This window comes from Streptomyces sp. NBC_00286, from assembly GCF_036173125.1.
Lineage (GTDB): Bacteria > Actinomycetota > Actinomycetes > Streptomycetales > Streptomycetaceae > Streptomyces.
The window spans coordinates 5,821,681-5,843,366 of record NZ_CP108054.1 but is presented as its reverse complement, the minus strand read 5'-3'; the positions used below and the strand labels follow the sequence as shown (position 1 = coordinate 5,843,366).

Sequence of the window (21,686 nt, the reverse complement as noted above, 5' to 3'; positions counted from 1 at the left end):
TACGTAGTACCTGATGAGCAGGGGTACGACCGGGTCTCTTACCCGGTTCTCACCCCGCTGGGACCGGTGGCTCACCTCGCCCGGCCGCTGTCTCCCGGGGGCCGGGTCCATCAGAAGGACCCGAGGGCGACGAGAGCCGCGACGGGGAAGGCACGCACGGGATGAAGCGCAGGAAGGCCGCGAAACGCATGAGGATCGTGTTTCTGCTGCACAACGCGTACGCCATCGGGGGGACCGTCCGCACCACACTCAACCTCGCTTCGGCGCTCGCCGACCGCCACAAGGTCACGATCGTGTCGATGTCGCGCCACCGGGACGTGCCGCGCTTCGACGTCGACCCCCGCATCACGCTCGTCCCCCTCGTGGACACGAGAGACGGCAGCGCGGACCTCTCCGACCCGCTGCACGCGGAGCCGGCGACCGACTTCCCCTCCTCCGACAAGCGGTACAAGCAGTACAACCGCCTCACGGACCTCCGCGTCCGCGACTACCTGGCGGACTGCGACGCGGACGTCGTCATCGGCACCCGCCCCGGCATCAACGTCTACGTCTCCCGCTTCGCCCCACCTCGCGCCCTGCGCATCGCCCAGGAACACCTGAGCCACGACGCGCACAGCAAGAAGCTGCGGGCCGTACTGGCCCAGGAATACGGCACGTTGGACGCTCTCGTGACGACGACGAAGGCGGACGCGAAGGTGTACCGGAAGCGGATGCCGCTGCCGGGCGTACGGGTCACGGCGGTGCCGAACATCGTGCCCGCGCCGAAGGGTGTGGCGCCCTCCACCGGGGACGCGAAGGTGATCGCGGCGGCGGGGCGGCTCGTTCCCGGCAAGCGGTTCGACCTGCTGATCGAGGCGTTCTCGGCGGTCGCCGCGAAGGAGCCGGAGTGGCGGCTGCGCATCTACGGCGGCGGCGCCCAGAAGGAAAACCTCCAGTCCCTCATCGACGGCCTCGGCCTCACCGGCCGCGCCCAGCTCATGGGCCCGCGCACCCCCATCGAGGCGGAGTTCGCCCAGTCCTCGCTCGTGGTCAGCGCCTCGGACGCGGAGTCGTTCGGGATGACCCTCGTCGAGGCGATGCGCTGCGGCGTCCCCGTCATCAGCACGGACTGCCCCCTCGGCCCCGCCGAGATCATCACCTCCGGCGTCAACGGCCGCCTCGTCCCCGTGGGCGACGCCCGCGCCCTCTCGGAAGCGATGCTCGACCTGATCGCGGACGAGTCCGCGCGCCGGGAGATGGGACGGGCGGCACTGGAGAGCGCGCATCGGTACGACGCGGAGCCGATCGTGGCGCGCTATGAGGGGCTGTTCAGGGAGCTGCGGGCGGTGCGGCGCAAGGCTCGGATCGACGAGTGGAAGCGGAGGGTTCGGCGGGCGGTTCCGGGACTGGGCGGGGGCACGGAGGGGGCGTCAACTTCTCGCGCATGACGTCAAGTTCGGGCGCGTGACGTGTACTTCGCGTGCCCGACGTTTACTTCGCGTACCTGATGTCTACTTCGCGTGCGTCACCGCATAGATCATCACGAACGCCACGATGTGGATGCCGAAGAGGAAGTACGCCAGATACCACCAGACGTAGCGTTCGTTCTTCTTCTCCTGGGCCAGGCGGCGCTTTTCAGGGGTGTCCGTGGGCGTGTCCTGGGAGTCCTGGGAGTCGGCCATCACAACTCCCTGTGGACCTTCGTGTTGGATGCCTGGGCCCGGGGGCGGACGACCATGAGGTCGATGTTGACGTGGGAGGGGCGGGTGACCGCCCAGGTGATCGTGTCGGCCACGTCGTCGGCGGTCAGGGGCTCGGCCACGCCGGCGTAGACGCTTGCCGCCTTCTCCTCGTCGCCGCCGAAGCGGGTGAGGGCGAACTCGTCCGTCCTGACCATGCCGGGAGCGATCTCGATCACGCGCACCGGGGTGCCGACGATCTCCAGGCGGAGGGTCTCGGCGAGTACGTGCGCGCCGTGCTTGGCGGCGACGTAGCCCGCGCCGCCCTCGTACGTCCTATGGCCCGCGGTCGAGGAGACGACGACCAGCGTGCCGTCGCCGCTCGCGGTCAGGGCGGGGAGCAGGGCCTGGGTGACGTTGAGCGTGCCGAGGACGTTCGTCTCGTACATCTGGCGCCAGTCCGCCGGGTCGCCCGTCGCGACCGGGTCGGCGCCGAGCGCGCCGCCCGCGTTGTTGACCAGCACACCGATGGTCTTGAAGGCGGTGGCGAACTCGTCGACCGCCGCGCGGTCGGTGACGTCGAGCGCGTATGCCGTCGCCTGGTGGCCCGCCGCCTCGAGCTCCTCCGCCAGCGCCTCGATACGGTCCTTACGGCGGGCCGTGAGCACCACCCGGTACCCGGCGGCCGCCAGCTGCCGCGCCGTCGCGGCCCCGATTCCGCTGCTCGCGCCGGTGACGACGGCGATACGGGACTTGGCGGCGGGGGCGGTCATGGGCTGCTCCTCGGGCGGGGACGTACGGGTCCGCGCTCGCTCGCGCGAGCCGGCGTTCGAATCCACGCCAGGATAGGCTCCGGTGGCCGGCACGGGCGTCGAATGCCCCGGCAATGGCCGGCGCCCCCTGAAGCCGCCCCGCCCCGTCAGCCCAGCTGTGCCTTCACGTGGTCGATGACCTCGGTGAACTCCTTCGTCGGCGAGAAGTCGATGTACTCGCAGTCCTCGAGGGCTTCCGGGGCGTGCCCGGGCGCCCAGTAGAAGGCCTGTCCGGCCTCGTAGGTCTCCTCCCCGCCCTTCGTGCGCATCTTCAGCCGGCCCTTGAGCAGGTATCCCCAGTGCGGGCATTGGCAGAGGTCGTCCGGTTGCCCTTTGAGGACGGGCGCCATGTCCGTGCCCTGCGGAAACCGTACGAACGCGACGGACATGTCGCCGCCGATCTCCTGCATGCGCAGCTCCGTGCCGCCGCCTTCGAACGCGACGGGCGTCTCATTCTGTGTCGTCGCCGTCATGGTTCCTCGCCCTTCTTTAAAGGAGCTCGTCCTTCCAGCTTGGTCCTTCTCCGGCTCAGCTGCCTCCTCTGGGCGCGGGCCGGTGACCTGATGCACGGGCCCGGGGACGGTGGGAAAATCGAGGTGGGTGATCCTCTGCGCAGGAGGTGGCTCCATGGGACAGGCACGTGAGGTCATGGACCGGCTCACCGAGGCGGTCACCGCGCCCCCGGACATCAAGGCCCTCAACGAACTGTTCGCGGCGGACGCGATCGCCGTGACGCCCGACGGCGGAGAGCTCCACGGGCGGGACAACATCGTCGAGTACTGGCGGCAGATGACGGACGCGATCCCGGAGGGCACGTTCGAGTCGGTGCACTCGTACGAGATCGGCAACACCGCCATCGACGAGGGCTTCTTCAGCGGCAGGAACACCGGGCCGATCCACCTGCCCTCCGGCGAGACGCTGCCCGCGACGCAGAGGGAGATCAGGATCCGCGGGATCGACCTCGCCACCATCGACGCGGACGGCCGGATCGCGGACTACCGGCTCTACTTCGATCAGTTGGACTTTCTGGGGCAGCTGGGGCTGCTGCCGGAGGACCTGCCGGCCTGAGGATCTGCCGACTTGAGGACCTTCGGCTTGAGGTCTTGCAGGCCTGCGCACCTGTCGGCCTGAGGATCTGCCGGCTTGAGGACCTTCGGCTTGAGGTCTTGCAGGCCTGCGCACCTGTCGGCCTGAGGACCTTGTCGGCCTGAGGTCCCCGCTGCTCCGGTGGGTCAGTTTCGCGGTGCGTACATGATCACCGCCATGCCCGCGAGGCAGATCAGCGCGCCCGTCACGTCCCAGCGGTCGGGCCGGAAGCCGTCCGCGACCATGCCCCAGGCCAGCGAGCCGGCGACGAAGACTCCGCCGTACGCGGCGAGGATGCGGCCGAAGTTCGCGTCGGGCTGGAGGGTGGCGACGAAGCCGTACGCGCCGAGGGCCATGACGCCGGCGCCGATCCACAGCCAGCCGCGATGCTCGCGCACGCCCTGCCAGACCAGCCATGCGCCGCCGATCTCGAAGAGCGCGGCGAGGGCGAACAGGGCGGCGGAGCGGGCGACGAGCATGGGGGCAGCTTCGCATGGGGCGGGGGTGTGCCGACGGGCCGGTGCCGTCACCTATTCGCGGGGCTTGTTGGGGGCGCCGGGTGGCATACATCCCCGTATGACCGCGCCCAGGTCCACGCCCACGCCCACGTCCATGTCCATGCCCATGTCCGCAGCCGGTACAGCCACCGGTGCGCGGCGCGTCCGGCTGCTCTCCGAGCTGGCCACCGAGTCGCGCCGCTGCATGGCCCTGTACGCCCTCTTCAACGAGGCCGTCGCCGACCAGCTGAACCTGCACCCCACGGACCTCCAGTGCCTCAATCTCCTCAGCCTGGAGAGAGGGCCGGTCACGACCGGACGAGTCGCCGAGCTGACGGGGCTGACGACCGGATCGGCGACGCGGCTCGTGGACCGGCTGGAGCGGGCCGGTTATGCCGTACGGCAACGGGATGCCAGCGACCGGCGCCGCGTACTCGTGGCGACCGTGCCGGAGAAGGCCGAGGAGTTCGGCCGGATGTGGCGGCGGCTGAGCGGCGACTGGTACGCCCTCTTCGAGGATCTCGGGGACGACGAACTCGCCCTGCTCATCGGTCACATGAGACGGACGGTGGAGTTCACGGCGACACAGACGGCGCGGCTACGGCGCGGAGAGCTCGACGCGCTCTAGGCCAGCTCTAGGCCGACTCTGGTCGGCCCAAGACCTGCGAAGCCTCCGCGTGGCCCTCAGGCCCCCAGGCCCCTCAAGTCCCAAGGTCCTTAAGGGCTGTGCCCTGTGCGTACGCCGCCGGGGGCACCCCCACCGTCGCCGTGAAGTCGCGTACTAGGTGGGCCTGGTCGGCGTAGCCGAGGTCGGCGGCGAGGGCGGCCCAGTCGATGTCCGACCGGGTGCCGGCCAGCTCCAGGGCCTCGTGGATCCGGTAGCGGAGGATGATCCACTTCGGGCTGACGCCGACGTATGCCGCGAAGAGGCGCTGCAGCGCCCGTACGGACATGCCCTCCGCGCGGGCGAAGTCGGCCACGCGGAGGGTCGAGCGGTCGGTGCGGATGCGGTCGACGAGGGTCATCGCGAGGTCGGCCTTGGGGTCGGGCTCCGGGGCGAGTGAGAGCAGGAACGCGTCGAGGGCCGCGACCCGTGCGTCCTCGTCATCGGGCGTGAGTACGGCCTCGACGGCGCCCGCGTTCGAGAGGGCCGAGGGGAAGACCTCGTCCAGCGGCAGGCGCCTGCCCGTCCACTCCGTCAGCGGGTGCCGCGGCGCGAAGGGACGGAAGCCGCCTGGCCGGAACTGCACGCCGCACACGCGCCCCCGCGCCTCAAGCTTCTGCGTGAACAGCTCCAGGCCGATCCCCGCGGCCTCGCCGAACGGCTCACGCCCGGTGAGAGCCTGAAAGACGACGTTCACGGAGGGGTGCGGGACGACCTGGGACTCGTACGGCGTGGGCAGGTCCCAGTCGATCAGCCAGTAGTGCTCCAGATACGGGCGCAGCGGCTCGGCGGGCTCGCGGCGCCGGAAGCGGACGCGGGAGAAGAGCTCGGCGGCGTCGACGATGCCTCGCGTGTCACGTCGGGGAGCGGCCATGGCCGGATCGTATGACGTCCGCAACCGCTTGGGGCTGTCGCGTTTCTTCAAGCCGCCGGGTCGGGGGCGTACGTACGGTCGTGTTATGACCCACGAGATCAACCAGATCAACCAGATCGACGAGATCAACGAGATCAGTGAGCCCAATGCCGGTGTGCCCTCGCTCGGTGATCTGCTGGGCACGGCCGCGGCCCAGGCAGTTCCCGTCGTACGGGCCATTCCGGACGCGGCCCTCGCCCGTCCGACGCCGTGCGCCGAGTACGACGTGAAGGCACTGGTCAACCACCTCTTCCATGTGGTGGTGGAGTTCCGGAAGCTGGCCGCCAAGAAGCCGGCGGACTTCACCAGTACCCCCGACCGGGTCGGGGCGGGCGATGACTGGCGGGACGGTTTCGCGGAGGCGGCGGCTCGACTGGTCGAGGCCTGGTCGCAGCCGGGGGCCGAGGACGGGACGACGGGGGCCATGGAGCTGCCCGCACGGACGGTCGGCTGCCTGGTGCTGCTAGATCTGACGGTGCACATCTGGGACTTGGCGCGGGCGACCGGCCAGGAGTACCGGCCGCATCCGGCGGGCACCGGTGTCCTGTCCACGCTCGCCGACACCGTGGCCGAGATGGCACCCACGGCCCGCCAGATGGGCATGTTCGCCGAGCCGCTACCCGCACCGAAGGGCGCAAACACCTTCGACCGCCTACTGGCGGAAACGGGCCGCGACCCACACTGGACCCCGACCGAGCGGTAACGGGAGCGGGCCCGGGCGAGCTCTCACCAAAGCCCGAGCCCGCGCATTCGAGACGGCGACCTTCACGGTCCGGGGGCTGTCGCCGGAAAATGTGACACCTAGGGCATCAAGTGTCACATTTCCTGACGACAGCCCCCGCCCCGGCACCGACTCCCTTCACCACGGGTTCACCGCTCGCACGGTCAGCGTCTCCCTGACCAGCGCCCCTGAATCCCCCGATAGTCGATCACGAAGATCCCCTCCTCCCGCAGGAGTTCACGAGCTTCGGCCGACATCAGAAACTCGTGATCGGTCTGCCGCACCCGCCATCCCCCGGGCTCCACCACCCGCGACTCCTCATCGGCCAACCCCGGATGCACCGCCCACTCACTGAGCCCAACGGGCAACTCGCGCAACAACTGGGCATACCGAGCCGCCTTGCCGTCGAGCCCCAGCGAGAAACTGTCGAGGAAGTCGTTGTCGGTGACGGGTAGCCCGCGCACCTTCTGCCGCCCGGCTTCACTCCAGACCCGTACGGCCAGTCCGTACTCGTCGGCCAAGGCCAAGGTCAGCTCAAAGATGTCGTCCCGCCCGCCATCGGCCAGGCAATGCCAGTCGAGGTGAGTAGGCGCGAGCCCGGCCCCCACCACGGCGTCGACCTGCGCCCGAAACTCGACCTCGACCTCCTCGATCCGGGCCCGTGCAAGCAACTCCCCACACCGGTCAGGCGAGAACAACTCCCCGGCCTCATCAAGCAACGACCCGACCCGCTCCTTCGAGGCAACCGGCCCCCAAGCCCCCTCCCGCTCCACCTCACACACCAACGTGAGATGAATCCCGAACGGAACCCCCGGCCGCTCCCGCAGCAACCGCATAGCTTCTCCGGCCCCAGGACACGGCACCATCAGACTGCACGAACTCGCGATCCCACTCTCGATCGCCTCAACGACGGCGGCATTGATCCCACGACGCATCCCGAAGTCGTCGCAGTTGACGATGAGGACACGGGCGTCAGCGGGAAACCCCAACAACTCACTGGACAGCACGACGGGTTCGGTCATCCCCGCAGTGTGAACTCCACGGACGACAACGCGCTCGCGATTTACGCGGCCACGCGTGCGCGCCGAGGCGATGCCCCAGTAACCCACAAGGATGAACCGAATGGATCACCCATACGGGACCTGAACTCCCGATCTAGGCTCGCGCCACAACATCAAAAACGACGGCCCTCGGCCGGGACCGGCATCCCAACCGAGGGCCTGACCATCAAGGAAGGCCTACTTCCCCATGGCTGAACGCGAGCCTAACGCGCACCAATTCACGCTGGACGACGCCCTTGGCGTCGACACGACGGGGTTCATGGACCTCGAGAACCCCAACTACGCCTACATGTTCGGCTTCTTGCAGGCCGATGGGCATCTACAGCAAGGAGTAGGGCAGAAGGGCAGGTTGTCCGTTGAGATCAACGTCCGAGACATCGATGTTCTGCGCGAGTTCCAGCGGCTGACGCCGTACAACAGCAGCATCAGAGAGCGCACTCGATCCACAAACTTCGCCGAGACCGCACACTCGGCAGTCTGGAGCTTCTGCTCCCTTGAAGCCAGGACCAAGCTGAACGAACTCGGCCTGCCGTACGGCCGCAAGTCCATGGCGATCACTCCGCCAGGCGGCCAGTTCTCATGCCGCGACTACCTGCGAGGGGTCATCGACGCCGACGGCTCGGTGGGCTACACCAACAAGGGATTCCCGTTCATCTCCCTAACCACGGCCAGTACGGCTCTCGGTACGTACGTCAGCCAATACGTGAAGGAGGTCACGGGCGTCGAGCGCAACATCAAGCGCAACATGCGCGACAGGATCTACAACCTGTACTACGCCAAGGAAGCTGCCCAGGCCTTGGCCGCCCACCTCTACTACCCCGGCTGCCTGTCGTTGGAACGGAAGCGCAGGTCCGCCGAGTCGCTTGCCACCTGGCTCCGTCCTCCCAGTATGCGGTCCGCCCATACGCGACGTTCCTGGAAGGAATGGGAGGACCGGATTTTGCTGGAGCTCAAGAGCCCGAAGGAAGCAGCAGAAAAGCTCGACAGGAGTCCCCAGAGCTGCAGCCTCCGCCTCTGGCGCCTGCGAAGTGGCCAAGCCCCCATGCCAAGCGATCAATGAGCGGATACGAGGCCCCCGGTAGCGACCGGGGGCCTCGCGCGTTAGCCCTTGACGCACACGACCTGCTTCAGCTTCGCCACAACCTGGACAAGGTCGCGCTGCTGGTCGATGACCTGCTCGATCGGCTTGTACGCGCTCGGGATCTCGTCCACGACGCCGGAGTCCTTGCGGCACTCCACGCCCCGCGTCTGCTCCTCCAGTTCCTTCGTCGAGAAGCGGCGCTTCGCCGCGTTGCGGCTCATGCGCCGACCGGCGCCGTGTGAGGCCGAGTTGAAGGCCTTCTCGTTGCCGAGGCCCTTCACGATGTACGAGCCGGTACCCATCGAGCCGGGGATGATGCCGTACTCGCCGGAGCCGGCCCGGATCGCGCCCTTACGGGTCACGAGCAGGTCCATGCCGTCGTAGCGTTCCTCGGCCACGTAGTTGTGGTGTGCGCTGATCTCGGACTCGAAGGTCGGCTTCGCCTTCTTGAACTCCTTGCGGATCACATCCTTCAGGAGCGCCATCATGAGCGTGCGGTTGTACTTCGCGTACTCCTGCGCCCAGAACAGGTCGTTACGGTACGCGGCCATCTGCGGGGTGTCCGCCACGAAGACAGCTAGGTCACGGTCGACCAGGCCCTGGTTGTGCGGGAGTTTCTGGGCGATGCCGATGTGATGCTCAGCCAGTTCCTTGCCGATGTTCCGGGAGCCGGAGTGAAGCATGAGCCACACCGAATCGGAATATCTATGCAAATCTCGACAAAATGGTTGCCGGCTCCGAGTGTGCCCATCTGCCTGGTCGCCCGCCCCTGACGGAACTTCACAGCGTCGGCAACCCCATCGAACCGCCCCCAGAAGTCATCCCACCCCGCAGTAGCGAGCCCATGCAGCCGCCCCGGATCAACCGGATCGTCATGCATCCCCCGCCCCACCGGAATGGCCTGCTCAATCTTCGAGCGCAGCCGAGACAGATCCCCCGGCAGGTCATTCGCCGTCAGCGACGTCTTCACCGCCGACATCCCGCAACCGATGTCGACCCCGACAGCAGCCGGGCAGACAGCCCCCCGCATCGCGATGACCGACCCCACCGTCGCGCCCTTGCCGTAGTGCACGTCCGGCATGACCGCCAGGCCCTTGATCCACGGCAGCGTGGCGACGTTCTGGAGCTGCTGGAGCGCTCCTGCCTCCACCGACGCCGGGTCCGTCCACATGCGGATGGGCACCTTCGCTCCTGGTACCTCTACATACGACATAGCGTCCTCAATCCCCCGTAAGGCAAACAAAGTTCGGGCATCGCAAATACCGGGGCCAAGGTCTATGAAAGGGAAGGCGAACCGGCGTTCACGGCCGTGCGTGCGATAGACATTGTGGTCATCGGCCACCTTCGGGCGGCAAGCGATTAAGCGGAACGAGAGGAGCCTCCGTGCAGCGGAAGGCGTATGTAGTCGGCGTTGCCGCGCTTCTTGCGGCGACGGCGGCGCTGGCCGGCTGCACCGGTTCGGACGGCGGTGGGGAGCCGGCGGATTCGAAGCAGGGTGGCTCGGGTTCGGCGGCCGCGTCGGCGGAGCCCGGGCGGTATCGGACGCTGCCGGAGCCGTGTGGTGCCGTCGAGCGGGGCACGCTGGACGCGCTGTTGCCGGGGATCAAGCAGGTCACGGACGGGGAGCAGCGGGAGAAGGCGTATGAGGGGTCGCCGACGCTGACGTATGACACGGACCGGAAGATCGGCTGTCGTTGGAGTGCGGAGTCGCCGAGTGCGACGGATCGTCTGTGGGTGGACTTCGACCGGGTGACCTCGTACGAGAACGCCGTGAGCGACGCCACCCGCGCCTCGGAGCTCTACGCGACGAAGGAAGAGGAGGCGGATCTGCCCGTACCGGCTCCGTCGTCCCCGAGTGCGACGCCCACGGAGACCCCAAGTGGGGACGAATCCGGCGCATCGGATGAAGCGACAGAGGGTGACGCGGCAGAGGGTGCGGAGGGTGGCGAAGGCGAGGGCGCCGGCGACACCGGCTCCCCCACCCCGACCGACGACCCGAGCGGCGCCTCGGACGGCGCCCCTTCCCCCAGCGTCACCCCCGCCGGCCTCCAGCCCCGCACTCTCGACGATCTCGGTGACGAGGCGTTCCTGGACGATGCGCTGAGCGCCTCGCGGCAGCGCACGGTGACTGTGGTGTTTCGCACGTCCAATGTGCTGGTGACGATCCGGTACGACGAGCAGCCGACGAGTACGACGGACGTCCCGAGCAGCGAGGACATGCAGGACAGGGTGCGGGAACTGGCCGATCAGCTCGACGGCACGTTGAACGAGTAGCGGTCGCCGGGGGCCTGTGAGGCTGGGCGGAATGGAAGTCACATCCGCCTCGTAACGCGTACCGTGGCCCCTCGGACCCGACCGCACGCACACAAAACGCGTCTTGAGTGAAGGAACCATGCACCGACCCGCACAGCGACTCCCCCGCATCCTCGTCAGCGCAGCCGTTGTTCCGGTGATGCTCGTCGCCGCAGGCTGCTCCTCGGATTCCGGCTCCGACTCCGGTGACGCAGCGAACAAGGACTCCAGCGCGAAGGCGTCTCCCTCCGCCTCGAAGGCGGCGGTGGTGAAGGAGGCCGCGTACGCGAAGCTGCCCGAGCCGTGCAAGGTGTTCTCGTCGAAGACTCTGGGCGAGCTGGTGCCGGAGGCGTCCAAGTCCGGCAAGGAGGGCAAGTCGGACGACGCGGCGACGCGCGGCAGTTGCTCCTGGGACAGCCTGGAGGACAAGGGCGTGAAGGGCTCCCAGTTCCGCTGGTTGAGCGTGTCCTTGCTGCGCTTCGAGTCGGACCAGACGCGGGGTACGGGCGAGAAGCTGGCGTCGACGTACTACGCCGACCAGGTCCAGGACGCGCGGGAGACCGGCGCGACGAACGCCAAGTCGGAGCCGGTGTCCGGTACGGGCAATGAGGCGACGCAGGTGAGTTACGACCTGAAGAAGAAGGAAGGCACCTTCAAGCAGCAGGTGGTCGTGGCACGGGCGGAGAACGTCGTCGTGTCGGTGGACTACAACGGCGCGGGTCTCGCGGGTGACAAGGCCCCGAGCGTCGAGGATCTGTCGAAGGCGGCGCTGAAGGCGGCGAAGGAGGCCGTGCAGGCGGTGGTGACCGCCAATCAGGCCGGCGGGTCCGGCGCCGGAGCGGGTTCCGGTTCCGGCGACAGCGCGAGCCCGAGTCCGAGCAAGGGCGCGAGCGAGAGCCCGGCCGAGGGAACCAAGTCCCCGGCCACCAAGCCGCCGGCGACGGAGAACTGACGAAGGCGGGAGCTCGTCTGGACCCGGGAGGGTCCGCTGGCCCCGGGATGGTCCGTCTGGCTCCAACTCGCAGCCAGCACCGCCTTTTACCGGAGCCCGGCCCCATGCGTGCCGGGCTCCGGCCGTATACCGAAGCCGTACCGAAGCGGAGGCGACTCCCTTCCGGACACCCGCGAACCGCACACATGTGCCACCCTGTTCCGCGCAACAGGTCTCACAGGGAGGGGAGTACGGGTGGCCGCGCCAATGGAACTCACCAGGACGCACCGGATCCTCATCGGGGTCGTCGTCTTCGGGGCGGTCGTCATCGCTGCTATCGGCTTCGCCGGTTCGTACGCGGCGGTGCGCGAACTCGCCCTGGAGAAGGGTTTCGGGAACTTCAGTTACGTGTTCCCGATCGGCATCGACGCGGGTATCTGCGTCCTGCTGGCCCTGGACCTGCTGCTGACCTGGATCCGCATCCCGTTCCCGCTGCTGCGTCAGACGGCGTGGCTGCTGACGGCGGCGACGATCGCGTTCAACGGCGCCGCCGCCTGGCCGGATCCGCTGGGTGTCGGTATGCACGGCGTCATCCCGATCCTGTTCGTCGTCTCGGTCGAGGCCGCGCGCCACGCGATCGGCCGGATCGCGGACATCACGGCCGACAAGCACATGGAGGGAGTACGCCTCACGCGCTGGCTGCTCTCCCCCATCCCGACCTTCCTCCTCTGGCGCCGGATGAAGCTGTGGGAGCTGCGTTCGTACGACGCGGTGATCAAGCTGGAGCAGGAGCGTCTGGTCTACCGGGCCCGCCTCCGCTCCCGTTACGGCCGCGCCTGGCGCCGTAAGGCTCCGGTGGAGTCGCTGATGCCGCTGCGTTTGGCGCGCTATGGCGTGCCGCTCGCGGAGACGGCCCCGTCCGGCCTCGCGGCGGCGGGCATCGAGCCGGTCCTGCTGCCTCCGGCCCCGCGCCAGCCGGAACGGGAGCTGGAGCCGTCACAGCGGGCTGGGATGCCCGTGGCGCCGGCGAGGGAGCAGCGCGGCCCCGAGAACGACGCCGTTCCGGAGCAAGCTCCACAGCAAGAGGCGTACGCCCGGGAGCAGGAACAGGAGCAGGCCCAGGAACCCGACAGCAGCCCCTGGTTCGCGCCCCCGCACCAGGAAGTGGTCTACGAGGGCGGCTACGACCCGTCGTACGAGCCCGAGGAGCGGTACGACGGCGAGCAGTACGACCAGCAGTGGTACGAGGCACAGCGCCAGGCCCAGGAACAGGGCCAGGCTCCGTACCAGAACCAGGGCCAGGCTCCGTACCAGGGCCAGGAACAGGATCAGGCTCAGGAGTACGAGCCCGGTCCCGAGGACACCGGCAGTTGGCGCATCCCGACGGGGCCGGGCGGCCGGACACGGCAGTTGGGCGAGGGCGGTGGGGCGCCGGAGGGCCCCGAGCCGGACGAGGAGTCGTACTACCAGGTCTTCAAGCAGTCGATCAACGGCAGCTACCCCACCCCACGCCAGTTCAGCGACAACGTCGAGGCGACGTACGGCATCCCCGTCCCGGACCCCGACGCCAAGCGAATGGTCAGCCGCTTCACGAACCGTCACACGGCGGAACTGGAAGAGGACCACATCGCGTAACCGCCGTCGTGCATACGTGGCTGGGGGCGCCCGGAGAACTCCGGGCGCCCCCAGCGCCCCAAAGGGGCGCGGGGCTGTGTCAATTTGCGGCTCCGCCGCGCGGGCGCGACCAGCCACGACGCACCCGCAGGTGACGTACCGGACTCCCAGCGGAGCGCTTACGCGCCAAGCAGCTTCCGTACCCGGTCCGCCCCCACCGCGAGCAGCAGCGTGGGCAGTCGAGGTCCGGTGTCGCGGCCGACGAGGAGGTGGTAGAGCAGCGCGAAGAACGAGCGCTGAGCTGCCTTGATCTCCGGCGGCAGTTCCTTGGGCGTGGCGTCCGGGGCAAAGCCGGCCTGGACCTTGGGCACGCCGTACACGAGGTGCGTCAGGCCGTCGAGGGACCAGTTCGCGTCGAGTCCGTCCAGCAGGAGCCGGAGGGATTCGCGGGCCTGGTCGTCGAGGGACTTCAGCAGTTCGACGTCCGGTTCCTGACGGACGACGGTGCGCTGCTCGGCCGGTACCTGGGTGTTGATCCAGGCCTCGGCCTTGTCGTATCGCGGCCGTACTTCGTCGAGTGAGGCGAGCGGGTTGGTGGGGTCGAGGTCGCTGAGGATGCGCAGGGCCTGGTCCTCGTGGCCTGCGGTGATGTCGGCGACGGAGGCGAGTGTGCGGTACGGCATGGGCCGCGGGGTCTTCGGGAGTTCGCCCGCGGCGGTCCGTACGGCGCGGGAGTGGGCGGCGATGTCGGCGGGCAGGGCGGAGCCGTCGGCGACCTTGGCGTTGAGCTTGTCCCACTCGTCGTAGAGCCGCTGGATCTCCTGGTCGAAGGCGATCTTGAAGGACTGGTTGGGGCGGCGGCGGGCGTACAGCCAGCGCAGCAGCTGAGGCTCCATGATCTTCAGGGCGTCGCCGGGGGTGGGCACGCCACCGCGGGAGGACGACATCTTCGCCATGCCGCTGATCCCCACGAAGGCGTACATGGGGCCGATCGGCTGCTTGCCGCCGAAGATGCTGCCGACGATCTGTCCGCCGACCTGGAAGCTGGAGCCGGGGGACGAGTGATCGACGCCGGAGGGCTCGAAGACGACGCCCTCGTAGGCCCAGCGCATCGGCCAGTCGACCTTCCACACCAGCTTGCCGCGGTTGAACTCGCTCAGCCGGACGGTCTCCGAGAAGCCGCACTCGGTGCAGGTGTACGTCAACTCGGTGGTGTCGTCGTCGTACGCCGTGACCGTGGTGAGGTCCTTGTTGCAGCCGCCGCAGTAGGGCTTGTACGGGAAGTATCCGGCGGAGCCGGTCCCGTCGTCCTCGGCCGCGGCGCCCGAGCCCTCGGCGGCCTCGAGCTCGGCCTGGTCGACGGGCTTCTGGCCCTGCTGCTTCTTGGGTGGGGCCTTCTTGGTGCGGTACTGGTCGAGGATCGCGTCGATGTCCGCGCGGTGCCGCATGGCGTGCAGGATCTGCTCGCGGTAGACGCCACTCGCGTACTGCTCGGTCTGGCTGATCCCGTCGAACTCGACGCCGAGCTCGGCCAGGGCGTCGATCATGGCGGACTTGAAGTGCTCGGCCCAGTTGGGGTGGGGGGAGCCCTTGGGGGCGGGCACGGAGGTGAGCGGGCGGCCGATGTGCTCGGCCCACGACGCGTCGATGCCGGGGACGCCGTTCGGCACCTTGCGGTAGCGGTCGTAGTCGTCCCAGGAGATGAGGTGCCGGACTTCGTGTCCGCGCCGGCGGATCTCGTCTGCGACGAGGTGCGGCGTCATGACTTCGCGCAGGTTCCCCAGGTGGATGGGCCCGGAGGGGGAGAGCCCGGACGCGACGACTACGGGTTTGCCCGGGGCCCGACGCTCCGACTCCTCGATGACCTCATCCGCGTAACGGGAGACCCAGTCGGTGGTCTCGGTGCTCTGACCCACGATCGGCACGTCCTTCTTTCCTCAGGGGTTCCGCCATCGCCCGAGCGCGCTGTTGTCCGCCGGGCTGACCACCCCATTCTCCCAGCTCCACCACCATCCACGAAAACGCCTTTTCATCGCCCCCTCCGCCCTTACCCGTCCCATACCAAAGGGCTCCGCCCCTTCGACCCCGCTGGGGCTTCGCCCCGGACCCACCAGGGGCTTCGCCCCTGGACCCCATCGGCCTGAACGGCCTCGTCCTCAAACGCCGGACGGGCTGAAAAATCAGCCCCTTGGGGGCACCTCTGGGGGCACCCCAAGCGGTAGCTGGGGGAGTTTGAGGAGCGGGGGTTCGGGGGCTGACCCCCGAACGGGGTCCGGGGCGGAGCCCCGAGCGGGTCCAGGGGCGCAGCCCCGAGGGGGCCTGGGGGCGCAGCCCCGAGCGGGTCCAGGGGCGCAGCCCATGGCCGGGGTCCGGGGCGGAGCCCCGAGCAGTCCAGGGGCGAAGCCCCGAGGGGGCCTGGGGGGCGGAGCCCCGTGGGGGTCAGGGGCGCAGCCCCGAGGGGGCCTGGGGGCGCAGCCCCGTGGGGGTCAGGGGCGCAGCCCCGAGGGGGCCTGGGGGCGCAGCCCCGTGGGGGTCAGGGGCGCAGCCCCGAGGGGGCCTGGGGGCGGAGCCCCCAGCGGGGTCCAGGGGCGCAGCCCCTTGGTATGGGACGGGTAGGGGCGGCGGGGGCGAAAACAACCCGCCCACACCCACCCGCGCCCAGAAAAACCGCTTTACCCCCCATGGGATACTGGCTACATCCACCGAACCCAAGACGAGAACGGCACCCACCCCATGGCCTCGGTCACGTCCCTCACCGCTCACGTCCACCAGCGCCTGGCGGACGCGCTGAACGCCGCCCTCCCCGCGGCGGCGGCCGGCGCAGACACCGACGTCGACCCCCTGCTGCGCCGGAGCGACCGAGCCGACTTCCAGGCCAACGGAATCCTGGCGCTGGCGAAGAAGACGAAGGCCAACCCGCGCGAGCTGGCGAGCGCCGTCGTCGAGCGGGTCGTGACCGGTGATGTGATCAAGGGCATCGAGGTGTCAGGACCCGGGTTCCTGAACATCACGATGACGGACAAGGCGATCATCGAGAACCTGGCGCAGCGCGCGGAGGACCCGGTGGCCCGCCTCGGAGTGCCGTACGCCGAAAACCCCGGCACCACGGTCATCGACTACGCCCAGCCGAACGTGGCGAAGGAGATGCACGTAGGCCACCTCCGTTCCGCGGTCATCGGCGACGCCCTGGTCCAGATCCTGGAGTTCGTCGGCGAGACGGTCGTCCGCAGGCACCACATCGGCGACTGGGGCACCCAGTTCGGCATGCTCATCCAGTACCTGATCGAGCACCCGCACGAGCTCGATCACAAGGACAGCGAGGTCTCCGGCGAGGAGGCCATGTCGAACCTGAACCGCCTCTACAAGGCGTCCCGTACGCTCTTCGACTCCGACGAGGAGTTCAAGACGCGGGCCCGCCGCAGGGTGGTCGACTTGCAGGCAGGCGACCCGGAGACCCTCGCCCTGTGGCAGAAGTTCGTGGACGAGTCGAAGATCTACTTCTTCTCGGTCTTCGACAAGCTGGACATGGAGATCAAAGACCCGGACATCGTCGGTGAGTCGGGTTACAACGACATGCTGGACGAGACCTGCCGCCTGCTGGAGGAGTCGGGCGTCGCGGTCCGCTCGGAGGGCGCGCTGTGTGTGTTCTTCGACGACATCAAGGGCCCGGACGGCAACCCGGTCCCGCTGATCGTGAAGAAGTCGGACGGCGGCTACGGCTACGCGGCGACCGACCTCTCCGCGATCAGGGACCGTGTCTTCAACCTGAAGGCGAGCACCCTGCTGTACGTGGTCGACGCCCGCCAGTCCCTGCACTTCAGGATGGTCTTCGAGACGGCACGCAGGGCGGGCTGGCTGAACGGCGACACGAAGGCCGTACAGCTGGCGTTCGGCACGGTGCTGGGCAAGGACGGCAAGCCGTTCAAGACCCGTGAGGGCGAGACCGTACGGCTGGTGGACCTGCTGGACGAGGCGATCGACCGCGCCACGGCCGTCGTACGGGAGAAGGACACCCAGGGTCAGCTGTCCGAGGAGGAGATCGCCGAGCGTGGTGCGCAGGTCGGCATCGGCGCGGTGAAGTACGCGGACCTGTCGACGTCCGCGAGCCGCGACTACAAGTTCGACCTGGACCAGATGGTGTCGCTGAACGGCGACACGAGCGTGTACCTGCAGTACGCGTACGCCCGTATCCAGTCGATCCTGCGCAAGGCGGGCTCCACCGAACCGGCCGCGCACCCGGAGCTCGAACTGGCCGACGCCGAGCGGGCCCTGGGCCTGCACATCGACCGGTTCGCGGAGACGCTCGCGGAGGCCGCCGCGGAGTACGCGCCGCACAAGTTGACGGCGTACTTGTACCAACTGGCGTCCCTGTACACGTCGTTCTACGACAAGTGCCCGGTCCTGAAGGCGGAGACTCCGGCCCAGGTCGAGAACCGTCTGTTCCTGTGCGACGTGACGGCCCGGACGCTGCACCAGGGGATGGCGCTGCTGGGCATCCGGACGCCTGAGCGTCTCTGACACAACGCACGGCACACGCCGCGGCCCGTCCTCTCCCCGCTGGGAGGACGGGCCACGGTCGTCAGGCCGGCTCAGCAGCTGGTCGTCCCGGTGAAGTTCCAGAACGCGGCCCTGGTCGCCTCGCCGGCCTTCCCGTCGACGGCGAGGTTGTAGTCGCCGACCGAGTTCAGGTAACGCTGCAGCGCACTGATCGTGTCGGGTCCGACCTTTCCGTCGACTTCGCCCGCGTCAAGGCCCAGGAGGTTGAAATACCGCTGGGCCGCGGTCCAGCTACTGGTGCCCAGCTTCCCGTCGATCTCGCCGGGGGTGTAGCCCGCGTTGCGCAGCCAGCACTGCCAGTTCTTGGCCCGCTGCACGTCCAGGCCGAGGTTGTTCACCTCGAGCACGGTGATGGCCTCAGCGCTCGCTACCGTCCCCGTGTCCTGCGCGGGTGCCGCGAAGGCGGTACCCGCGGCGGCCACGCCTCCGGCGGCGATCCCGACGACGGTGGCGACACTGACGAGCGTCCTGGTCATGGCTCGCATTTCGTTTCCCCTTCCGATGGGCGGAGCCGACCGCACCGACCGGCTCGGCAACGAGACTGCGGGTCGGGAGGCAGGCGTCGCCACAGCTGCCACAGAAGTGACGTCATCGCGGGACGTCACCCGCGCCGACCTGCGAGGACGTCGTCCGCCGGGTCGGTACGGCGGGACGGATCCGACGAGCGGTGACCGATTCCGTACGCGTGCGGGAATCGCGCTCGGGAGGGGTCCGTGGTTCCTGATGCAAGATGCGACGGGGAACGGGACCCGGAACGCGATGAGACGACCCGGACGCACGTCGAGGTCCGCACACGCGAGTGGGGAAACATGCCGCGTTGGAAAGAGCTGCCGACCGAACTTGATCCGCCCGTCCGCCAGTTGGCGGTGCGCCTGCGCCGGCTGAAGGACCACAGCGGGCTGACCATGCGGCAACTGGCCGCGAAAACGGGGTACAGCGCGAAGTCGTGGGAACGGTACCTGGGCGGCAGAACGCTGCCGCCCCCAGAGGCCGTCGAGGCGATGGCCCGGATCGGCGGCGACGATCCGACACGGCTGCTCGCGCTGCACGAGATCGCCACCGACGCCTGGGGAGGCAGGCGGGGAGCCACGTCCGTAACCAAAGCGACCCCTGCGACGGGACCAGCGAAGGCAGCGGAAGCAACCGTGGCCGTGCAGGTGCCGGAGAGCCCGCCGGCCGGGACCAAGAAGACGCGGCGGCGCGTACGTTCACCACGCGTCGCGCTCGTGGCGGGCGCGGTGACACTGATGGTGGCCCTCTCCGCGGCGGTCCTCGTGGTCGTACGGCCCCCGGACGGCGTGAGCAGAGCAGCGGCGGCTCCCGTCGCTCCGTCCGCTGCGGCGTCGCCGTCGCCGTCGAAGCCCACGTACACCTGCCGGATGGAGCGGATCGACGGCCACTGGTACGCGGGCAACAGCCGCACCCAGGATGCCCTCCTGGCGGACGGCTTCGCCGGGCCGAAGGTGGCCGAGGCGCAGTGTCTGCTGCGTCGGGCGGGCATCTCCCCAGGGAAGATCGACGGGATCTACGGTCCGCTGACGCAGCGCGCGGTCCAGATCATCCAGAAGCGGGCCGGGCTGCCCAAGGACGGGCTCGTCGGCCCGCACACCTGGAAAGCCCTTCGGGTCGGCCCGCACACCTGGAAAGTCCCCCAGGGATGACAGGAATGACTGGGATGACCGGGGGGACGACCCGGAATGGCACCGGGACGACGCGGACGACACCGTCGCCGGAACGCGTACGACTGGCCGCCGCGCTACGGGAGTTGAAGGCGCGCACGGGCCTGAGCCTGACAGGCCTGGCAGAGCGGAGCGCGTACAGCAAGTCCTCCTGGGACCGTTACCTGAGCGGCAAGGCGCTGCCGCCACGCCAGGCGGTGCAGGACCTGTGCCGCCTCGCCCGCGAACCGGACGGCCGGTGCCTCGCGCTGTGGGAGATCGCGGAGTCGGGGTGGAGCGGGCGGGCGACGGACGGGACGGGTACGGGCGCGGGTACGTGTACGGGTGCAGGCACAGGTACGGCTCCGATCCCGGCCCCGGACCTGGACCCGACTGCGGCTCCGGCTCCGGCTCCGGCTCCGGCTCCGGCTCCGAAGGAGGGCGTACGTGCCGGTCGCCAGCGCGCGGTCATGGCGGTGCTCGCGTCGGTGTGTGCCGTGGCCGTCGCGAGCGTGGCGGCGGCCCTCCTTCTCCCGCTGCGCGAGGAGGCCGAACCGCGGTCGTCCCGGTCCGCCTCCCCGGCATCGTCGGCTCCCGGACCCCGCTGCCGGGGGAACGCCTGTGAGGCCCAGGACCCGAGGCACATGAAGTGCCGTGACGCGGACTCCCTCGCCGTACGTCGTACGACCACCGGCGCCTGGGTGGAACTGCACTACAGCGAGAAGTGCGGGGCCAGTTGGGCGCGGACGTGGGGTACGCGCGTCGGTGACCGGCTGGAGATGACGGCGGGCGGTCCCCTCCGCAGTGTCGACATCACGGATGACGTCGACGCGGAGTCGTACGTCATGACGGACATGGCGGCGACCAGGCCCGGAGTTACCCTCCGGGCCTGCCTCTTGGCTGCGGCCGGCGGCGCCAAGGAGTGCGTTAGCGCTCCGCTGGGCGGGCCGTGAATCACCTGCGGGTCCGGTGGGGGCTGGTCGCGCAGTTCCCCGCGCCCCTAATAGGGCGCTGTCGTCGCCGTTGCTTGTGGAAGCGCCACCTGCCCCGTGACGAACTCGCTCCACAAGCCGAACCGTAGCTCATCCCCCTGCTTCGCCTTCGTCTCGGCGAAGCTGACCGTTCGGTCGCCGACTCGGCGTGTGGCGCCCCAGGTCAGTTCGAAGCGGCGGGTGCCTACGCGCTGTTCGGGCGGGGTCGGGCTGGGCGGGATGATCTCGTCCAGGGCCCAGCGGTAGCCGAGGTGGCGGTAGGGGGCGGTTACCGGCTCCCAGGTCAGTTCGAGGATCGTGTTGTTCGCCGGGATCACTACGAGGGCGCCGCGCATCCCGTTCGGGTGGCGGGTGTTGACGGCGTACACCTCCGCGGTGCCCTCGGGGTAGAGGTGGCTGGTCCCGCGTCCGACCAGCGAATCCGCGGGGCAGGCGTCGACACCGCCCGACTCGACCGTCGCACGGGCGCAGGTCGGGAAGGCGTCCGGGCGGAAGCCGAGCGCCTCGTCGAAGAGGAACACGAAGCGGCGGGCGGCGGCCGGAGGTCCCTCCGGTTCGGCCCGGCTGGTCCGGTCGAACCCGACGAGGACGCCCTTGCCGGACGTACCGCCGTCCGAGGTGACCTCACCGGCCAGGCCGTCGATGTTCCGCGGCCCCGGAACATCAGGTTCGTACGGCCGCTGCGGCCCACCCGGCGCGGGATCGGGCGGCACAGGGCTCCCCTCCGGCGCAGGATCGGCCAGCACCGGGCTCCCCTCCGATGCCGGAACAGGCCGCACCGGGCTCCCCTCCGATGCGGGACCAGACAGCGCCGAGCTCCCCTCCGCCCCGGCCCCGCCTGCTCCCGCACCAGCCCCACCAACTCCGTCCCCGACCACGCCGCCTCGCGAACCGCCCGCTCCCTCCGCCCCCTCCGCAGGCACCGCGACCAACACCACCCCCGCCACAGCCGCCGTAACCGCGGCAACCCCACGCCGCCGCCGTCCCCGTATCCCGTACCGCATGGCCCCCACCTCTCCCCTCCAACTCGTCAACCGCCCTCCCATACTCACCACCCCACCCCCGTTCTCCCGCCACCCCACCGTGCCAGGGGTCCACCAAACCCAGGGACCGCCGCACCCACCCACACCCCCACCAACGGCGGCAACG

Annotated in this window: 20 protein-coding genes and 1 pseudogene; 11 read left to right on the top strand and 10 right to left on the bottom strand. The window is 69.3% G+C overall.

The features are described 5' to 3' along the window. The first annotated feature begins 188 nt into the window (after window positions 1-188). Window positions 189-1,427: a glycosyltransferase family 4 protein gene (locus OHT21_RS26925; RefSeq protein WP_328770889.1), complete on the top strand. Its 1,239-nt coding sequence runs from the start codon at window positions 189-191 to the stop codon at window positions 1,425-1,427. 63 nt (window positions 1,428-1,490) lie between these two features. Here OHT21_RS26925 and OHT21_RS26920 read toward each other — a convergent pair whose 3' ends face one another. The 3 genes from OHT21_RS26920 to OHT21_RS26910 all read right to left on the bottom strand — a co-directional run bounded on the left by OHT21_RS26920 (window position 1,491) and on the right by OHT21_RS26910 (window position 2,943). Then, window positions 1,491-1,661 (bottom strand): hypothetical protein, encoded by a 171-nt coding sequence (locus tag OHT21_RS26920; protein WP_328770888.1) that lies wholly within the window; start codon window positions 1,659-1,661, stop codon window positions 1,491-1,493. Continuing rightward, window positions 1,661-2,431, bottom strand: a complete 771-nt coding sequence (locus OHT21_RS26915; protein ID WP_328770887.1) for an SDR family NAD(P)-dependent oxidoreductase — start codon at window positions 2,429-2,431, stop codon at window positions 1,661-1,663. Before OHT21_RS26915 ends, OHT21_RS26920 begins: the two co-directional genes overlap by 1 nt. Window positions 2,432-2,577: 146 nt before the next feature. Further along, on the bottom strand, window positions 2,578-2,943 hold the full coding sequence (locus OHT21_RS26910) for a hypothetical protein (RefSeq protein WP_328770886.1): 366 nt from the start codon (window positions 2,941-2,943) through the stop codon (window positions 2,578-2,580). 154 nt (window positions 2,944-3,097) lie between these two features. Here OHT21_RS26910 and OHT21_RS26905 point away from each other — a divergent pair, with 154 nt between their 5' ends. After that, window positions 3,098-3,538, top strand: a complete 441-nt coding sequence (locus tag OHT21_RS26905; protein WP_328770885.1) for an ester cyclase — start codon at window positions 3,098-3,100, stop codon at window positions 3,536-3,538. A gap of 164 nt (window positions 3,539-3,702) precedes the next feature. On the opposite strand, the gene OHT21_RS26900 is transcribed toward OHT21_RS26905, so the two are convergent. Further along, entirely contained in the window at window positions 3,703-4,035 is a 333-nt protein-coding gene (locus OHT21_RS26900; protein WP_328770884.1) for a YnfA family protein, read from the bottom strand. A 145-nt stretch (window positions 4,036-4,180) separates the two neighbouring features. On the opposite strand from OHT21_RS26900, the gene OHT21_RS26895 reads away from it, so the two are divergent. Further along, window positions 4,181-4,681, top strand: a complete 501-nt coding sequence (locus OHT21_RS26895; protein WP_328774238.1) for a MarR family winged helix-turn-helix transcriptional regulator — start codon at window positions 4,181-4,183, stop codon at window positions 4,679-4,681. Window positions 4,682-4,754: 73 nt separating this feature from the next. Here OHT21_RS26895 and OHT21_RS26890 read toward each other — a convergent pair whose 3' ends face one another. After that, window positions 4,755-5,591 carry an AraC family transcriptional regulator gene (locus OHT21_RS26890; protein WP_328770883.1) on the bottom strand — a complete coding sequence of 279 codons (837 nt, stop codon included), beginning with the start codon at window positions 5,589-5,591 and terminating at the stop codon, window positions 4,755-4,757. 85 nt (window positions 5,592-5,676) lie between these two features. Between OHT21_RS26890 and OHT21_RS26885 the strand changes: the two genes are divergently transcribed. Then, a complete protein-coding gene (locus OHT21_RS26885; RefSeq protein ID WP_328770882.1) occupies window positions 5,677-6,333 on the top strand; it encodes a TIGR03086 family metal-binding protein in 657 nt (218 codons plus the stop codon). 182 nt (window positions 6,334-6,515) lie between these two features. Here the strand turns inward: OHT21_RS26885 and OHT21_RS26880 are convergent, their stop codons facing one another. After that, on the bottom strand, window positions 6,516-7,373 hold the full coding sequence (locus OHT21_RS26880; RefSeq protein WP_328770881.1) for a polysaccharide deacetylase family protein: 858 nt from the start codon (window positions 7,371-7,373) through the stop codon (window positions 6,516-6,518). A 226-nt stretch (window positions 7,374-7,599) separates the two neighbouring features. On the opposite strand from OHT21_RS26880, the gene OHT21_RS26875 reads away from it, so the two are divergent. Further along, the gene (locus OHT21_RS26875) at window positions 7,600-8,472 is read left to right on the top strand and encodes an LAGLIDADG family homing endonuclease (RefSeq protein WP_328770880.1); all 873 of its coding nucleotides are present in this window, start codon (window positions 7,600-7,602) and stop codon (window positions 8,470-8,472) included. A gap of 41 nt (window positions 8,473-8,513) precedes the next feature. On the opposite strand, the pseudogene OHT21_RS26870 reads toward OHT21_RS26875, so the two are convergent. Then, window positions 8,514-9,706 (bottom strand): annotated as a pseudogene (locus OHT21_RS26870) (RtcB family protein). Window positions 9,707-9,876: 170 nt separating this feature from the next. On the opposite strand from OHT21_RS26870, the gene OHT21_RS26865 reads away from it, so the two are divergent. The 3 genes from OHT21_RS26865 (at window position 9,877) to OHT21_RS26855 (ending at window position 13,351) form a co-directional block, all read left to right on the top strand. Beyond that, window positions 9,877-10,767 carry a DUF3558 domain-containing protein gene (locus OHT21_RS26865; protein ID WP_328770879.1) on the top strand — a complete coding sequence of 297 codons (891 nt, stop codon included), beginning with the start codon at window positions 9,877-9,879 and terminating at the stop codon, window positions 10,765-10,767. A gap of 118 nt (window positions 10,768-10,885) precedes the next feature. Continuing rightward, window positions 10,886-11,737: a DUF3558 domain-containing protein gene (locus tag OHT21_RS26860; RefSeq protein WP_328770878.1), complete on the top strand. Its 852-nt coding sequence runs from the start codon at window positions 10,886-10,888 to the stop codon at window positions 11,735-11,737. 234 nt (window positions 11,738-11,971) lie between these two features. Then, complete coding sequence (locus OHT21_RS26855) at window positions 11,972-13,351, top strand: DUF2637 domain-containing protein (RefSeq protein WP_328770877.1); 1,380 nt, start codon at window positions 11,972-11,974, stop codon at window positions 13,349-13,351. A 158-nt stretch (window positions 13,352-13,509) separates the two neighbouring features. Here the strand turns inward: OHT21_RS26855 and lysS are convergent, their stop codons facing one another. Then, window positions 13,510-15,255: a lysine--tRNA ligase gene (gene lysS, locus OHT21_RS26850; protein ID WP_328770876.1), complete on the bottom strand. Its 1,746-nt coding sequence runs from the start codon at window positions 15,253-15,255 to the stop codon at window positions 13,510-13,512. Window positions 15,256-16,063: 808 nt separating this feature from the next. Between lysS and argS the strand changes: the two genes are divergently transcribed. Next, the gene (argS, locus tag OHT21_RS26845) at window positions 16,064-17,848 is read left to right on the top strand and encodes an arginine--tRNA ligase (RefSeq protein ID WP_328770875.1); all 1,785 of its coding nucleotides are present in this window, start codon (window positions 16,064-16,066) and stop codon (window positions 17,846-17,848) included. A 71-nt stretch (window positions 17,849-17,919) separates the two neighbouring features. Here argS and OHT21_RS26840 read toward each other — a convergent pair whose 3' ends face one another. Next, window positions 17,920-18,363, bottom strand: coding sequence for a peptidoglycan-binding domain-containing protein (locus OHT21_RS26840; protein WP_328770874.1), 444 nt, complete (start codon window positions 18,361-18,363; stop codon window positions 17,920-17,922). A gap of 333 nt (window positions 18,364-18,696) precedes the next feature. Here OHT21_RS26840 and OHT21_RS26835 point away from each other — a divergent pair, with 333 nt between their 5' ends. Continuing rightward, on the top strand, window positions 18,697-19,548 hold the full coding sequence (locus OHT21_RS26835; RefSeq protein WP_328770873.1) for a peptidoglycan-binding protein: 852 nt from the start codon (window positions 18,697-18,699) through the stop codon (window positions 19,546-19,548). 14 nt (window positions 19,549-19,562) lie between these two features. Continuing rightward, complete coding sequence (locus tag OHT21_RS26830) at window positions 19,563-20,498, top strand: helix-turn-helix domain-containing protein (protein ID WP_328770872.1); 936 nt, start codon at window positions 19,563-19,565, stop codon at window positions 20,496-20,498. Window positions 20,499-20,545: 47 nt separating this feature from the next. Here OHT21_RS26830 and OHT21_RS26825 read toward each other — a convergent pair whose 3' ends face one another. Next, entirely contained in the window at window positions 20,546-21,283 is a 738-nt protein-coding gene (locus OHT21_RS26825) for a hypothetical protein (RefSeq protein WP_328770871.1), read from the bottom strand. Window positions 21,284-21,686 lie beyond the last annotated feature (403 nt).

Coding starts and splice junctions, on each gene's coding strand:
- OHT21_RS26925 (WP_328770889.1), top strand. CDS start 189: ATGAGGATCGTGTTTCTGCTGCACAACGCGTACGCCATCGGGGGGACC.
- OHT21_RS26920 (WP_328770888.1), bottom strand. CDS start 1,661: ATGGCCGACTCCCAGGACTCCCAGGACACGCCCACGGACACCCCTGAA.
- OHT21_RS26915 (WP_328770887.1), bottom strand. CDS start 2,431: ATGACCGCCCCCGCCGCCAAGTCCCGTATCGCCGTCGTCACCGGCGCG.
- OHT21_RS26910 (WP_328770886.1), bottom strand. CDS start 2,943: ATGACGGCGACGACACAGAATGAGACGCCCGTCGCGTTCGAAGGCGGC.
- OHT21_RS26905 (WP_328770885.1), top strand. CDS start 3,098: ATGGGACAGGCACGTGAGGTCATGGACCGGCTCACCGAGGCGGTCACC.
- OHT21_RS26900 (WP_328770884.1), bottom strand. CDS start 4,035: ATGCTCGTCGCCCGCTCCGCCGCCCTGTTCGCCCTCGCCGCGCTCTTC.
- OHT21_RS26895 (WP_328774238.1), top strand. CDS start 4,181: ATGTCCGCAGCCGGTACAGCCACCGGTGCGCGGCGCGTCCGGCTGCTC.
- OHT21_RS26890 (WP_328770883.1), bottom strand. CDS start 5,591: ATGGCCGCTCCCCGACGTGACACGCGAGGCATCGTCGACGCCGCCGAG.
- OHT21_RS26885 (WP_328770882.1), top strand. CDS start 5,677: ATGACCCACGAGATCAACCAGATCAACCAGATCGACGAGATCAACGAG.
- OHT21_RS26880 (WP_328770881.1), bottom strand. CDS start 7,373: ATGACCGAACCCGTCGTGCTGTCCAGTGAGTTGTTGGGGTTTCCCGCT.
- OHT21_RS26875 (WP_328770880.1), top strand. CDS start 7,600: ATGGCTGAACGCGAGCCTAACGCGCACCAATTCACGCTGGACGACGCC.
- OHT21_RS26860 (WP_328770878.1), top strand. CDS start 10,886: ATGCACCGACCCGCACAGCGACTCCCCCGCATCCTCGTCAGCGCAGCC.
- argS (WP_328770875.1), top strand. CDS start 16,064: ATGGCCTCGGTCACGTCCCTCACCGCTCACGTCCACCAGCGCCTGGCG.
- OHT21_RS26840 (WP_328770874.1), bottom strand. CDS start 18,363: ATGACCAGGACGCTCGTCAGTGTCGCCACCGTCGTCGGGATCGCCGCC.
- OHT21_RS26835 (WP_328770873.1), top strand. CDS start 18,697: ATGCCGCGTTGGAAAGAGCTGCCGACCGAACTTGATCCGCCCGTCCGC.
- OHT21_RS26830 (WP_328770872.1), top strand. CDS start 19,563: ATGACCGGGGGGACGACCCGGAATGGCACCGGGACGACGCGGACGACA.